Raw genomic sequence first — 14,597 nt, forward strand, 5'->3', positions numbered from 1 at the left:
GTGACCTGTTTACTGTGTGTTCGAATCGGATGTGGTGTCGTCTTCGAACCAGGGCGCACGGGCAGTCATGATCAGTGCCGCTGCGCGCGCTTCGTCCAACTCCTCGATATCGACCAGATCGTCGACAGACTGCTCGGCGAGATCTTCCATGGTGACGATGCCACGGCTAGCCAGGATAAAGGCCAGGTGACGCTCCATACCGTCCATTTCTAGCAAGTCGTCTGCCGGCTGGGCACCGTCTAGCGCTTCTTCTGAGGCGATTGCCATCGTCAGCAGCTCGTCTTTAGCCCGTGCGCGCAACTCCTCGACCAGTGCCTCATCGAACTCTTCGATTTCCAGCATTTCGTCAAGCGGCACGTAGGCAACTTCTTCCAGCGTGGTAAACCCTTCTTCAACCAGCAGGCGGGCCACATCCTCATCCACGCCGAGCTGGTGAACGAAGGTATCTACCAGGCTATCGATCTCTTGTTCACGCTTCGCTTCGGACTCCTCTTCGGTCATGACGTTGATACGCCAGCCGGTCAGTTCAGAAGCAAGGCGTACGTTCTGTCCGCTACGGCCAATCGCTTGCGCAAGGTTGTCCTGCGCCACTGCGACATCCATCGCGTGAGCGTCTTCATCAACCAGAATCGAGGCCACATCGGCCGGCGCCATGGCGTTGATCACTAGCTGTGCTGGGTTGTCGTCCCATAGCACGATGTCCACGCGCTCATTTTGCAGCTCAGACGACACCGCCTGAACACGCGAGCCGCGCATGCCCACGCAAGCGCCAACCGGATCGATACGCCGATCGTTGGTTTTCACCGCGATCTTCGCGCGTGAACCGGGGTCGCGAGCGGCCCCTTTGATCTCGATCAGCTGCTCGGCGATTTCAGGCACCTCGATTTTAAACAGCTCAATAATCAGCTCGGGACAGGTGCGCGACAGCAGAAGCTGCGCGCCGCGCGCTTCCGGGTCAACCTGAACCAAAAGCGCCCGCACCCGCTCGTTCATGCGGTAGCGTTCGCCGTGAATCATTTCGTTGCGCGGCAAGAACGCCTCCGCGTTATCGCCCAGATCGATCACCAAGCCATCGCGTGTGGTCTTTTTGACAATCCCCGCCACCAACTCGCCTTCACGGTCAGCGTACTGGCGCACTACTTCCGCGCGCTCTGCCTCGCGCACTTTCTGCACGATGACTTGCTTAGCCGTCTGTGCGGCAATGCGGCCAAATTCAGCGTTTTCAATCTTCTGCTCGACCACATCGCCCAGTTTCAGCGGTGGATCACGCTGTTCGGCGATGCTCTCTTTGATCTCGTAGTCGGGTGTTTCGAACTCGTCGTCCTCGACCACCGTCCAGTAGCGGAACGTTTCGTAATCACCGGTGCGCCGATCGATATGCACGCGCACATTCGCTTCTTCTTTGTCAAAGCGCTTACGCGATGCGCTGGCTAGCGCCGCTTCTACCGCTTCAAAAATGACATCGCGGGGGACACCCTTCTCGTTAGAGATCGCGTCAACGACCATTAAAATTTCTTTACTCATGCGTTTGCCTCGCCAGAAAACCTGTCCTTATGTGCAAAAGCCCGGCATTTCCGCCGGTCGCGTCACCCGCTCAGTCGTCAAACTGAGGCACGATGTTAGCCTGATCAATGCTTTCAATCGGGAAGCAGTACTCTTCTCCCTCAAACTGAAGCAGGACTTCATCGCCCTCAATCCCGGCTAGCAGCCCCTTAAACTTGCGTCGACCATCAAAGGGCATGCGCAATTTCAGTGCCACTTGGTGACCCTGGAAACGTGCAAAGTGATCGAGCGTATAGAGGGGGCGCGCCATACCCGGCGACGAGACTTCCAGCCGATACTCACCGGCGATAGGGTCTTCAACATCCAACACGGCGCTCACTTGGCGACTGATATCAGCGCAGTCTTCGACGCTAACACCGCTTTCGCGCTCAATGTAGATCACCAGACGCGAATGCTTACCCTGGGAAAGGTGGTCGATACCCCATAGCTCAAAGCCCATGGCAGTAACAACGGGTTCGATCAGCGCATAAAGCGCAGCGTGTTTTGTGGCCACAGACAAAGCTCCTATAGCCGTTGCATCAGGCACCTGGCCAGGAGTTGATAAGAAAGCTAGGTGGCTGATTGGCGTTACCCGGAAACGTGTCTCCGGTAACCCGGTAGACATCCGCTAGTGAGATACTGTCGTCAGCAGCCATAACAAAACAGCTGCTAACAAAAAGCCCCTTCACAGGAAGGGGCTTTTTAGAGAAACCTGTATACCATCTTTACCATCAACGCTTTTATCGTTTGCCTGGCAAAGCCAATCGGCGTTGATTGAAATGGTAGCGGGGACCGGATTTGAACCGATGACCTTCGGGTTATGAGCCCGACGAGCTACCAGACTGCTCCACCCCGCATCAATCTAGGTGGACAATAATAGACACTTAACAACATTTCGTCAAGGTCTGTTTTCGTCTTTGGTGCCAATCCTGATCTGGGAAGCTGGCGTACCAGCGCTTCAGATGGTGCCGAAGGCGGGACTTGAACCCGCACGACCGTAAGGTCACTACCCCCTCAAGATAGCGTGTCTACCAATTCCACCACTTCGGCATCAGGGGAGGCTATTGAAAAACAGCGCTTTACTGCTCGCTGCTGCTTTCCTCTAGCACTGGCGCGGCATTATCCATGCTTTCTTCGCCTTCGTCAAGCATTGGAACGCTTTGTTGTTGCTCAATAATGCGCGCGTCGGGAATACCCGCTTCGGGCGCCTGCCCGGCCTGGGTCGCAAAGTACGCCAACGCCATGGAGGTCACAAAAAACGCTGCTGCCAGAACGCCGGTGAAGCGCGCCAGAAAGTTGCCGCTGCCGCGCGAACCAAAGACCGTTTGCGAGGCACCGCCACCAAAGGCAGCGCCTGCTTCAGCGCCTTTCCCCTGCTGAAGCAGGATCAAAACCACCAGGGCGATCGCAATCACCACATGAACCATTAAAATTGCAACTTGCATGGAGTTATCCTGCTGACTGACAAATAGCGTGGAAGTCATCGATCTTAAGCGAGGCACCGCCCACTAGACCGCCGTCGATATCTGGCTGCGCGAGTAGCTCAGCCGCGTTTTTGGCATTCATGCTGCCGCCGTACAAGAGCCGCAGCTGCTGTGCCAGCTGTGTATCAAATTCTCCTTGGTACGCGCGAATACCGCTCATTACGTCTTGCGCCTGCTCCGGGGTCGCGGTGCGCCCGGTGCCGATCGCCCATACCGGTTCGTAAGCGATCACCACCTGCTCACGCTGCTCGGGCTCAAGGCGGGCCATCACATGCCCCACCTGGCGCAACACCACCTCCATGGTGCTGCCGCTATCACGCTCTTCAAGGGTTTCCCCCACGCATAAAATAGGCGTAATGCCGACATTAAGCGCCGCTAGCGCGCGCGCCAAAACGTGATCATCTGTTTCGCGGTAGAGCTGGCGACGCTCAGAGTGTCCGATCAACACATACGCCACGCCAAACTCTTTGAGCATACGCCCGCTCACTTCCCCGGTATGCGCGCCGGCGTTTAGCGGGTTTAGCGTTTGCGCCCCGAGCTTAAGCGGCGTGCCGTGGAAGGCGTGACGCGCGGCATCGAGATACGGGTAGGGCGGAATCACCGCGATATCCAGTGCTTCGGGCAGTGTCGCATCACGAAAACGCTCACCGAAGGCATGAATCAACTCAGCGGAGCCGTTCATCTTCCAGTTTCCGGCAATTAAGGGCGTTCGCATGGGGTATCCTCACTCATGGTGGGCCGAAATGGTATAGGAGCGGACTGCGCAAAACAACCGCTGTCAAGTCGCGGTGTGCGGCCCGAGCAGCGCTTGTACCTGATCGGCTAGCGACTGCGCCATGCCGTCCACATCCAGATGCGCACGCCCTTCCACCATGACACGAATCAGAGGTTCAGTGCCGGAGGGGCGCAACAGCACCCGCCCTTCGCCTCCAAGCTCGCTTTCGGTCTTGGCCACGGCTTGCTGCAAAGCGTCGGACGCCATGAGCTCTTTTGCCTCGCTCCCTGGCGCCAGGCGCACGTTCACCAGCGCCTGGGGGACTTTTTCCAGGCCGCGCAGCAGCATCGGCAATGCTTTCTTCTCGCGCACCATCATCGCCACCACCTGAAGCGCGGCGACAATGCCATCGCCCGTGGTCTGCGCATGGCCGCATACCACATGGCCCGAGGACTCCCCGCCAAGCTCCCAGTCGTTTTCGGCCATACGCTCCATGACAAAGCGATCACCTACCTTGGCACGTTCAAAGGGAATGCCCATTTTTTCCAAGGCCATCGCCAAGCCAAAGTTGGTCATCAGCGTACCCACGACGCCGCCTTTTAACAGGCCGCGTTTATAGCGATCCCGAGCAATCAGGTAGAGGATATCGTCACCGTCGACTTCCCGACCGTCGGCGTCAACCATCAGCACACGGTCGCCATCGCCATCAAAGGCAACGCCCAAGTTCGCGCCCTGCTGTATCACCGCCGCGCGCAGCGCCGCCGGGTGGGTCGAGCCCACCTGCTGGTTGATATTCATCCCATCTGGCGTGGCCCCGATAACGCTCACCTCGGCACCCAGCTCGCGAAACACATTGGGCGCAATGTGGTACGTCGCCCCATGCGCGCAGTCGAGCACCACGTTCAGACCGTGCAGGCTCAACCGATCCGGCAGGGTGGACTTACAAAACTCGATATAGCGGCCGGCGGCGTCGTCGATGCGCATCGCCTTGCCTAGCTGCACGGAGTCAGCCGTGGTCAGGGGCGCATCCAGCATCGTCTCGATGCGATCTTCGACCTCGTCAGGCAGCTTTTTGCCCTCGGCCGAGAAAAACTTGATGCCGTTATCGGCGAAGGGGTTGTGCGAGGCGGAAATGACAATCCCGGCATCGGCGCGGAAGGTGCGGGTCAGGTAGGCAATCCCGGGTGTCGGCATCGGCCCGAGCAGCGCCACGTCAACGCCGGCGGCCGAGAGCCCCGCCTCCAACGCCGACTCAAACATGTAACCCGAAATGCGTGTGTCTTTTCCGATCAACACCCGGGTGCGGCCCGATGGGCGGCGCAGCACCTGCCCGGCCGCCCAGCCCAGCTTCAACATGAAATCGGCGGTGATCGGGGCTTGGCCCACCGTGCCGCGAATACCGTCCGTGCCAAAATAGCGACGTGCCATCACGCCTCCTCCTGATGTTTAAAACTGCCGTCTTGAAAACAGCCTTCCTGAAGGACCGCCCAGGTCATGTTCACGGCATCCACGGTGGCGCCCACATCGTGAACGCGCAAAATGCTGGCTCCGCGCTCCACGGCCAACGCCGAGAGCGCAAGCCCACCGTGCAGGCGCTCCTCCACCGGGCGGCCCAACACTTTTCCGATCATACTCTTGCGCGACATCCCCACCAGCAGTGGAAGCGCCAACGCCTGTAGGGTGTCCATGCGTTTCAGCAGGCGCAGATTATGCTCGACCGTCTTGCCAAAGCCAAAGCCCGGGTCGATCAGCAAACGATGGCGCTTAAGCCCGGCGGCTTCGCACTCCTCAATGCGCTTGGCGAGATACTCGGCCACTTCCGTCTCGATCGGGCGGCTATAGTGGGGTGACTGCTGCATGGTCTGCGGCTCGCCCTGACGGTGCATCAAGCAGACCGGTAGAGCGCTCGCCGCCGCCGCCGCGAGCGCGCCCTCGCGCTCCAGCGAGCGTACGTCGTTGATCATTCCGGCACCGAGCGCGCTGGTTTCTCGGATGACTTGGGCGCTGCTGGTATCCACCGACACCAGCGCGTCGAGTTCGCGCACCAGCGCCTCAACCACCGGCGCAACCCTATCGAGCTCCTCCTGCTCGCTGACCGACGCCGCACCCGGCCGGGTCGACTCTCCGCCTACATCAATGATCGCCGCGCCCTGCGCCAGCATCTGCTCGGCGTGACGCAGCGCATCGTCCAACGCGTTGTGCTGGCCGCCGTCGGAAAAAGAGTCAGGCGTCACATTGAGAATCCCCATCACGCGGGGAAAGGAGAGATCAAGCCAGTGGCGACCGCAGCGCAGGTGGGAGACCTCGTTGGTCGCGCGGTAAGAAGCAGGATTTGAAGTCATGCAAAAGCCTAGTAGGGAAAGCGTCGATAATGTCGACTGCCAGGATAACAAAAAGACGCCCGAGTGGGGCGCCTTTGCGGGGCTTGCTTACCTGGGGCAAGCCTAGGTTTAAGAGCCTGCTGGACCGCCCAAGGGATCAGACGGGCGGCGACTCGGCTCTTCATCGTCCTCGTCGCCATCGTCATCTCCGTCGCTTGCGCGCGGTGCGTCGTCGTGCGCCTGCTCTGAGGGCTTCTCTTTATCCTTGCCTACCGGCGAGCCGCCGCCTGAAGAGTCACCGTCGTTCCAGCCCTCCGGTGGGCGTGGATCGCGACCTTCCATGATGTCCTTGAGCTGATCGGAATCAATGGTTTCGTACTTCATCAACGCTTCCGCCATGGCGTCGAGCTTATCGCGATTCTCTTGGAGAATCTTCTCTGCTTGCTCGTAGCAGCCGTCGATGATTTTGCGCACCTCTTTATCGAGACGCGTGGTTGTCTCACCCGACTTCATTTTGGAGCCGCCCTGACCAGGGCCACCGAGGAACTGGTGCGACTCGTCCTCGTCGTACATGATCGGCCCCATCTCGTCGGAAAAGCCCCACTTAGCGACCATGTTGTGCGCCAACTCCGTGGCGCGCTTGATGTCATTGGACGCCCCGGTGGTCACGCCGTTGGGTCCTAACGTCATCTCCTCGGCGATACGGCCGCCGAACAGTGAGCAGATTTGGCTGATAATCTGCTGACGAGACAGGCTGTAGCGATCCTCTTCGGGTAAGAACATGGTGACACCCAGCGCTCGACCGCGCGGAATGATCGTCACCTTATAAACCGGGTCGTGCTCCGGCATCACCAAGCCGATGATAGCGTGGCCCGACTCATGATACGCCGTGTTGAGCTTCTCCTTGTCGGTCATGACCATGGACTTGCGCTCGGAGCCCATCATGATCTTATCTTTGGCCTGCTCAAGCTCCTCCATGCTAACCAGGCGTTTGTTACCGCGAGCGGCAAACAGGGCGGCTTCGTTAACCAGGTTGGCCAAGTCGGCACCGGAGAAGCCGGGCGTTCCGCGGGCGATCAGCTGTGGCTTGACGTCATCCGCCAGCGGTACCTTGCGCAGGTGAACGCCGAGAATATGCTCGCGGCCACGAATATCGGGCAAACCGACGGTGACCTGACGGTCAAAGCGGCCCGGGCGGAGAAGCGCCGGGTCGAGCACGTCGGGGCGGTTGGTCGCGGCAATAACGATGATGCCCTCATTCGGCTCGAAACCGTCCATCTCGACCAAGAGCTGGTTGAGCGTCTGCTCGCGCTCGTCGTTACCGCCGCCCATGCCGGCACCGCGCGAACGGCCCACGGCGTCGATTTCATCGATGAAGATAATGCAGGGGGCCTGCTTTTTCGCCTGCTCAAACATATCGCGAACACGCGAGGCACCCACACCGACGAACATTTCCACGAAGTCGGAACCCGAGATCGAGAAAAACGGCACTTTGGCTTCGCCGGCGATCGATTTAGCGAGCAGGGTTTTACCTGTCCCGGGCGGACCCACCATCAGCACGCCGCGAGGAATCGTGCCCCCTAGACGCTGGAACTTGCTCGGGTCGCGCAGGAAGTCAACGAGCTCCTCGACCTCCTCTTTCGCTTCGTCACAGCCGGCGACGTCGGCAAAGGTGGTTTTGATCTGGTCGTTTGAGAGCAGCTTGGCCTTGGATTTACCAAAACTCATCGGGCCGCCCTTACCCCCACCGGCGCCGCCCTGCATCTGGCGCATGAAGAACATGAAAATGGCCAGGATCAGCAGAATCGGGAAGCTGGCAATCAGCAGCCGCGTCCAGATGCTCTGCTGATCGGGCTCTTTACCCACGACGGTCACGTCGTTGGCCAGGAGATCGTCCATTAACTTAGGGTCTTCCGCCGCCGGGCGGATGGTTTGGAACGACGAACCATCGGTGCGCTCGCCATTGATGGTATAGCCATCGATGGTGACACTACGCACTTGCTGATTTTGCACCTGCTGCACGAACTGGGAATAGTTCATGGTTTGAGGCGCGCTTTCGGTGTTGAAGTTGTTGAACACTGTCAGCAGCACGGCCGCAATGACCAACCACAAAATCAGGTTCTTTGCCATATCGTTCAAGGGGCTACCCTCATTACAAAAATCTGTCAGTTAACGTTCGATACTGAGACCATACACCAGCATCAAGCGTTCAACCATTGCCAAAGCGCATGCGCTTTGGGCCTGTCATGCCACGTGCGTATCAACGTTAGTGTTTCATAAGCGTACTGTGGCACATATCGCAACCGCCTGTCTGGCAATCGGGCTGATAGCGCATCGCTATCTTTCATTTAACCCGGCACGCCGTGTTTTAACCGTTAAATCCATCCGCGAGCAAATAGACTTCTCGCGAACGCGCCCGTGATGCCTCCGGCTTACGCGTGACCACTCTTTTGAAGTCGTCGCGCAGCGCTTTTAAGTACGCATCAAACCCTTCACCTTGAAACACCTTGGCCACGAAGCGACCGCCGGGCGAGAGCGTATCCCGGGCAAGTTCCAGCGCCAGCTCCACCAAATACATCGCCTGTGGCTGATCAATCGCCGCCATACCACTCATATTGGGGGCCATGTCCGACATAACAAGGTCAACGGGGCGATCATTGAGCCGTTCGAGAATCGCATTAAGCACGCTCTCTTCGGTGAAATCGCCCTGAATAAAGTCAACGCCGGCCAAGGCGTCCATGTCGAGTATATCCGAGGCGATCACCACCCCCTCGGGGCCAACCTTCTCCGCGGCCACCTGACTCCAGCCCCCCGGCGCGGCGCCGAGGTCGATCACGGTCATCCCGGGGCGAAAGAGCTTATCCTTCTCATCCAGCGCCAGAAGCTTATAGCTTGCCCGGGAGCGATAGCCGTCCTGCCAGCTCTGCTTGACGTAGGGATCATCAAAATGCTCTTTCATCCAGCTGCCGCTGGCTTTACTTGCGAGGCGTTTACCGCCTTTGGGCTTTTGCTGCATGGAGGAATCTAATCGTAGAAGTCGGGATGAGCGCTTTCACCTCGCGGCATTTCGCCGTAAGATGGAGCGTTAAGCGCAAACTTGGGATACCGCAAGATACCATGAGCTTGTCACAGGCACAAAAGAAAGCATTCCGCAGCATTGGCCACTACCTCAACCCGGTCGTGACCGTCTCTGAAAACGGCGTTTCAGACAACTTGCTCGCGGAGCTTGAGCGCGCACTGCGCGACCACGAATTGATCAAAGTGAAGCTCGCCCTGCCCGAACGCGAGGATCGCGCCGCCATGCTGGTCGAGCTGCTTAACGCCAGCCAAGCCGAACAGGTCCAGAGCATCGGCAAAGTGGCGCTTCTTTACCGTCACAACCCGCAAGCCAACCCAAAGCTCTCCAACATCACCCGCTTTGAGAATCACCACGGGCGCCGCTAACGGCTCGTGACTCTGACGCGAACCTTCGCGTTGATTGAGCGCTCTTCTTAAACAAATCGCCCCGCTGCTGCCAGCGGGGCGATTTGCATTGAGAAGCGAGGAGAGCCTTACGCGGTTAAATGTGCTCGACGCTCTCGATTTCGTACTCGACGTCGCCGCCCGGGGTTTTCACCACGACCACATCACCCTCTTCCTTACCGATCAGCGCACGCGCAATGGGTGAGGTGACGGAAATACGGCCCGCCTTGATATCGGCCTCATCCTCACCGACGATGCGATAGGTGACTTCCTCATCGGTATCGAGGTTTAAAAGCTCGACGGTCACTCCGAAGATCACTTTGCCGGTTTTGGGCAGCTTGGTGACATCAATGACCTGGGCGCTGGAGAGCTTGCTCTCGATCTCCTGAATGCGCCCTTCGATAAACCCCTGCTGCTCGCGCGCCGCGTGGTATTCGGCGTTTTCCTTAAGGTCGCCGTGCTCACGTGCTTCAGCGATGGCCGCGATCACCTGGGGGCGCGCTTCACCCTTAAGATGATTGAGTTCATCACGAAGACTTTTTTCGCCCGCGACAGTCATCGGGACCTTATTCATTGACTTGCTCCTGCATGCAATTCCTGAAGGCGCCGCACCGTAATTTCCCGCCCGTACTCTAGCGCCATACAAACAGCATTAGCGCCCGCCAAGGTGGTCGCATAGGGCACCTTGCGCGCGAGAGCAGTACGGCGAATCACTGAAGAGTCGTTGATCGCTTGGCGACCCTCAGTGGTATTGACGATGTAGGCGATTTCGTCGTTCTTCAACAGATCGACGATATGGGGGCGGCCTTCGTAAACTTTATTGACGTGCGTCACACTCAGGCCGGCGGCTTCCAGTGCGGCTGCCGTACCGCGTGTGGCACATAGCGTAAAGCCCAATGTTAGCAGAGAACGCCCGACTTCGATAATCCCTTCCTTGTCCGGTTCGCGCACCGAGAGAAACGCCTTGCGCGGCCCTTCAAGCGCGGGGATCGCCTCGCCCGCGCCAAGCTGCGCCTTAAAGAACGCCTCAGCGAAGGTAGCGCCCGAGCCCATTACTTCGCCGGTGGACTTCATCTCGGGTGACAGGATGGGGTCAACGCCGGGGAACTTATTGAACGGGAAGACCGCCTCTTTGACGCTATAAAAGTGCGGCACGATTTCGCGCTCGAAGCCCTGCTCGGCCAGGGTTTTACCCGCCATGCAGCGCGCCGCCACCTGAGCGAGCGACGTACCAATGCACTTGGAGACAAACGGCACGGTACGCGAGGCGCGGGGGTTGACCTCGATCACATAGATCTCGCCGTCCTGCCAAGCGAGCTGGACGTTCATTAGCCCCTTAACGCCCAGCTCCACCGCCATGCGCTTGACCTGCTCGCGCATTTCGTCCTGCACCTCGGCCGGCAGTGAATAGGGCGGCAGCGAGCAGGCGGAGTCACCGGAGTGGACCCCCGCCTGCTCGACGTGCTGCATGATGCCGCCAATTACCACTTGCTGGCCGTCCGATACCGCGTCGATATCAATCTCGATCGCCGCGCTCAAAAAGTGGTCGAGCAGCACCGGCGAATCATTGGAGACCTTAACCGCGTGGGTCATGTAGTTCTCAAGCTCGGAGGCGTCGTAAACGATCTCCATGGCACGGCCACCCAGCACGTAGCTTGGGCGCACGACCAGCGGGTAGCCGATTTTCTCAGCCTTGGTGAAAGCGTCTTCGAAGCTGCGCGCGGTGGCGTTGGGCGGCTGCTTGAGACCCAGCTTGTCGATCATCTGCTGGAAGCGCTCACGGTCTTCGGCGCGGTCGATGGCATCAGGCGTGGTGCCGATAATCGGCACGCCCGCCGCTTCGAGTTCCCGTGCCAGTTTGAGCGGTGTTTGGCCGCCAAACTGCACGATCACGCCGACCGGCTGCTCTTTGTCCGCGATTTCGAGCACGTCTTCAAGCGTCACTGGCTCAAAATAGAGGCGGTCACTGGTGTCGTAATCGGTGGAAACGGTCTCCGGGTTGCAGTTAACCATGATGGTTTCATAGCCGTCATCGTGCATGGCAAAGGCGGCGTGAACGCAGCAGTAGTCAAACTCAATGCCTTGGCCGATACGGTTGGGGCCACCCCCGAGCACCATGATCTTCTGGCGATCCGACACTTCTGCCTCGCACTCCTCTTCATAGGTGGAGTACATATAGGCGGTATCGGAGGCAAACTCGGCGGCGCAGGTATCCACCCGCTTATAGACCGGGCGAATGCCCTGCTTTTGGCGCGTCTTGCGGAACTCCTTTTCCGACACGCCCAACAAGCGCGCCAGGCGGGCATCACTGAAGCCTTTGCGCTTGAGCAGATAAAGCTCGCGGGCGGAAAACTCCGACAGCGAGCGCTTGGCCACTGCCTGCTCGGTAAGCACCAAATCCTCGATCTGCACCAGGAACCAGCGGTCGATATTGGTCAGCGCGAAGACGTCATCGACGCTCATCCCCGAACGCATGGCGTCGGCGACAAAGAAGATACGCTCGGCGCCGGCGGCCTGCAGCTCGCCCTTGATCAGCGCCACGGCTTCGTCGGTGAACTCGGTCACGACCGGATCCAGCCCGTCATTGCCGGTTTCCATGCCGCGCAGCGCTTTTTGCAGCGACTCCTGGAAGGTGCGGCCAATCGCCATCACCTCACCCACCGACTTCATCTGCGTGGTCAGGCGATCATTAGCCTGGGGGAACTTCTCGAAGGTGAAGCGCGGGATCTTGGTGACCACGTAGTCGATGGACGGCTCGAAGGAAGCCGGTGTGGCGCCACCGGTGATGTCGTTGGAAAGCTCGTCCAGGGTGTAGCCTACCGCAAGCTTGGCAGCGATTTTGGCAATCGGGAAGCCGGTCGCTTTCGACGCCAGGGCCGATGAACGCGAAACACGCGGGTTCATTTCGATCACCACGACGCGCCCGGTTTTCGGGTCGACGCCGAACTGCACATTAGAGCCCCCGGTCTCGACGCCGATCTCGCGCAGCACCGCAAGGCTTGCGTCGCGCATGATCTGATACTCTTTATCGGTCAGCGTCTGCGCCGGCGCCACCGTGATCGAGTCCCCGGTATGCACCCCCATGGGGTCAAAGTTTTCAATCGCGCAGACGATAATGCAGTTATCGTTTTTATCGCGCACGACCTCCATCTCGTACTCTTTCCACCCCAAGAGCGACTCATCGATCAACAGCTCATGGTTATTGGAGAGATCAAAACCGCGGCCACAGATCTCCTCAAACTCCTCCTTATTGTAAGCCACGCCGCCGCCGGAGCCGCCCATGGTGTAGGAGGGGCGAATAATCACCGGAAAGCCGAGCTCGCCCTGGATCTCCCACGCCTCGGCCATGGTATGTGCCACCTTGGCTTTGGGGCACTCCAGGCCGATGTTTTTCATCGCCTTATCGAACAGATCGCGGTCTTCGGCTTTGTTGATGGCATCGGCGTTGGCGCCGATCATCTCCACGCCGTACTTGGCCAGCACGCCGTGCTTATCGAGCTCCAGGGCGCAGTTGAGCGCGGTCTGCCCGCCCATGGTGGGCAGAACGGCGTCGGGGCGCTCGGCTTCGATGATCTTTTCCACCGCCTGCCAGGTGATCGGCTCGATGTAGGTCGCGTCGGCCATTGCCGGGTCGGTCATGATGGTGGCGGGATTGGAGTTGACCAGAATGACGCGGTAACCCTCTTCACGCAGCGCTTTACACGCCTGCGCGCCGGAGTAATCAAATTCACAGGCCTGGCCGATCACGATCGGGCCAGCGCCAATAATCAGAATGCTTTGTATGTCGGTACGCTTAGGCATATCGGTTCCCGCAAAAATGGTGACGAATAACGACGAATCTAAAACGGTTTTCGCGCAGTGGTCCGCAAGCGGCTTACCGGCGCGCCCACATCATGGCCACGAAGCGGTCAAACAGGGGCGCCACGTCGCGCGGGCCGGGGCTCGCTTCCGGGTGGCCCTGAAAACTGAAGGCCGGACGGTCGGTCAGCTCAATCCCTTGCAGCGTGCCGTCAAAGAGCGACCGGTGGGTTGCACGCACATTGGCGGGCAGGCTCGCTTCGTCAGCGGCGAACCCGTGGTTCTGGCTGGTGATCATCACCGTGCCGCTATCGACATCGACGACCGGGTGGTTGGCGCCGTGGTGGCCGTGACTCATCTTCACCGTCTTCGCGCCGCTTGCCAGCGCCAGTAGCTGATGGCCAAGGCAAATGCCGAATACCGGAATCTGGGTTTCAAGAACCTCCTGGATCGCCTTGATGGCGTAGTCGCAGGGCTCGGGGTCGCCGGGGCCGTTAGCCAGAAACACGCCGTCCGGGTTCATCGCCAGCACCTCGGCGGCGGGCATCTGCGCCGGCACCACGGTCAAGCGGCAGCCGCGCGAGGCGAGCATGCGTAGAATGTTGCGCTTGACGCCGTAGTCGTAAGCCACCACATGGAGAGGCCGCTCGATGGTGGCGGCGTCTTGATACCCCTTACCCAGCGCCCACTCGCCTTCGCTCCACTCGTAGGGTGCCTGGCAGGAGACCACCTTGGCCAAGTCCATCCCTTTGAGACCGGGGAATGCTCTGGCCGCTTCCAGCGCGCGCTCCACGGCGTCGTCGCCCTCGGCTTCTGCCCCTGCAAGAATCGCCCCGTTCTGCGCGCCTTTGTTGCGCAGAATCCGCGTTAACCGGCGGGTATCGATATCGGCGATGCCCAGCACGTTCTGGCTTACGAGATAGTCCGACAGCGTCTGCTCGCTGCGAAAGTTGCTGGCGAGCAGCGGCAGATCGCGAATCACCAGCCCCGCCGCGGCAATCGTGGCGGACTCGATGTCTTCGCCGTTAACGCCGGTATTGCCGATATGGGGATAGGTCAGGGTCACGATTTGGCGGGTATAGGAGGGATCGGTGAGAATTTCTTGATAGCCAGTCATGGCCGTATTGAACACCACTTCACCGCTGGTTTTTCCTTCGGCGCCGATAGCGGTGCCGTGGAACACACTGCCATCCTCTAGGGCCAATATCGCGGGTTTGCTCAATGCGGGGTTATTCAAGACATATCCTCCCATGCTGGTGAACGCCAGTCGGCGCT

Annotated in this window: 12 protein-coding genes and 2 tRNA genes; 1 reads left to right on the forward strand and 13 read right to left on the reverse strand. The window is 59.3% G+C overall.

The genetic code is table 11. From position 1 onward, the window contains the following. Positions 1-9 precede the first annotated feature (9 nt). The 10 genes from nusA to rlmE form a co-directional block, all read right to left on the reverse strand. Positions 10-1,524, reverse strand: a complete 1,515-nt coding sequence (gene nusA, locus BQ9846_RS04920; protein ID WP_075879535.1) for a transcription termination factor NusA — start codon at positions 1,522-1,524, stop codon at positions 10-12. A 70-nt stretch (positions 1,525-1,594) separates the two neighbouring features. Beyond that, positions 1,595-2,056, reverse strand: a complete 462-nt coding sequence (gene rimP, locus BQ9846_RS04925; RefSeq protein ID WP_075879536.1) for a ribosome maturation factor RimP — start codon at positions 2,054-2,056, stop codon at positions 1,595-1,597. Between the two features lie 266 nt (positions 2,057-2,322). Continuing rightward, positions 2,323-2,399: transfer RNA gene (locus BQ9846_RS04930), tRNA-Met, on the reverse strand. Between the two features lie 106 nt (positions 2,400-2,505). After that, positions 2,506-2,592: transfer RNA gene (locus BQ9846_RS04935), tRNA-Leu, on the reverse strand. Positions 2,593-2,621: 29 nt separating this feature from the next. Next, positions 2,622-2,987: a preprotein translocase subunit SecG gene (gene secG, locus BQ9846_RS04940; protein WP_075879537.1), complete on the reverse strand. Its 366-nt coding sequence runs from the start codon at positions 2,985-2,987 to the stop codon at positions 2,622-2,624. A 4-nt stretch (positions 2,988-2,991) separates the two neighbouring features. Next, the gene (tpiA, locus tag BQ9846_RS04945) at positions 2,992-3,741 is read right to left on the reverse strand and encodes a triose-phosphate isomerase (protein ID WP_075879538.1); all 750 of its coding nucleotides are present in this window, start codon (positions 3,739-3,741) and stop codon (positions 2,992-2,994) included. A 63-nt stretch (positions 3,742-3,804) separates the two neighbouring features. Further along, positions 3,805-5,169, reverse strand: coding sequence for a phosphoglucosamine mutase (glmM, locus tag BQ9846_RS04950; protein WP_075879539.1), 1,365 nt, complete (start codon positions 5,167-5,169; stop codon positions 3,805-3,807). After that, on the reverse strand, positions 5,169-6,083 hold the full coding sequence (gene folP / locus BQ9846_RS04955) for a dihydropteroate synthase (RefSeq protein WP_075879540.1): 915 nt from the start codon (positions 6,081-6,083) through the stop codon (positions 5,169-5,171). The genes glmM and folP overlap by 1 nt, the downstream gene beginning before the upstream one ends. 108 nt (positions 6,084-6,191) lie before the next feature. Further along, entirely contained in the window at positions 6,192-8,201 is a 2,010-nt protein-coding gene (ftsH, locus tag BQ9846_RS04960) for an ATP-dependent zinc metalloprotease FtsH (RefSeq protein WP_075879541.1), read from the reverse strand. 229 nt (positions 8,202-8,430) lie between these two features. Next, positions 8,431-9,078 carry a 23S rRNA (uridine(2552)-2'-O)-methyltransferase RlmE gene (gene rlmE, locus BQ9846_RS04965; protein ID WP_075879542.1) on the reverse strand — a complete coding sequence of 216 codons (648 nt, stop codon included), beginning with the start codon at positions 9,076-9,078 and terminating at the stop codon, positions 8,431-8,433. 101 nt (positions 9,079-9,179) lie between these two features. Between rlmE and yhbY the strand changes: the two genes are divergently transcribed. Further along, positions 9,180-9,506, forward strand: coding sequence for a ribosome assembly RNA-binding protein YhbY (yhbY, locus tag BQ9846_RS04970; protein WP_075881646.1), 327 nt, complete (start codon positions 9,180-9,182; stop codon positions 9,504-9,506). 115 nt (positions 9,507-9,621) lie between these two features. On the opposite strand, the gene greA is transcribed toward yhbY, so the two are convergent. From greA to carA, 3 genes are all read right to left on the reverse strand, one after another. Next, positions 9,622-10,098 (reverse strand): transcription elongation factor GreA, encoded by a 477-nt coding sequence (greA, locus tag BQ9846_RS04975; protein WP_075879543.1) that lies wholly within the window; start codon positions 10,096-10,098, stop codon positions 9,622-9,624. Further along, positions 10,095-13,325 carry a carbamoyl-phosphate synthase large subunit gene (gene carB / locus BQ9846_RS04980; protein ID WP_075879544.1) on the reverse strand — a complete coding sequence of 1,077 codons (3,231 nt, stop codon included), beginning with the start codon at positions 13,323-13,325 and terminating at the stop codon, positions 10,095-10,097. Before carB ends, greA begins: the two co-directional genes overlap by 4 nt. 73 nt (positions 13,326-13,398) lie before the next feature. Further along, a complete protein-coding gene (gene carA / locus BQ9846_RS04985) occupies positions 13,399-14,544 on the reverse strand; it encodes a glutamine-hydrolyzing carbamoyl-phosphate synthase small subunit (protein WP_210433196.1) in 1,146 nt (381 codons plus the stop codon). Positions 14,545-14,597: the final 53 nt, after the last annotated feature.

The organism is Vreelandella massiliensis (assembly GCF_900155385.1).
In the GTDB taxonomy this organism is placed as follows: Bacteria; Pseudomonadota; Gammaproteobacteria; order Pseudomonadales; family Halomonadaceae; genus Vreelandella; species Vreelandella massiliensis.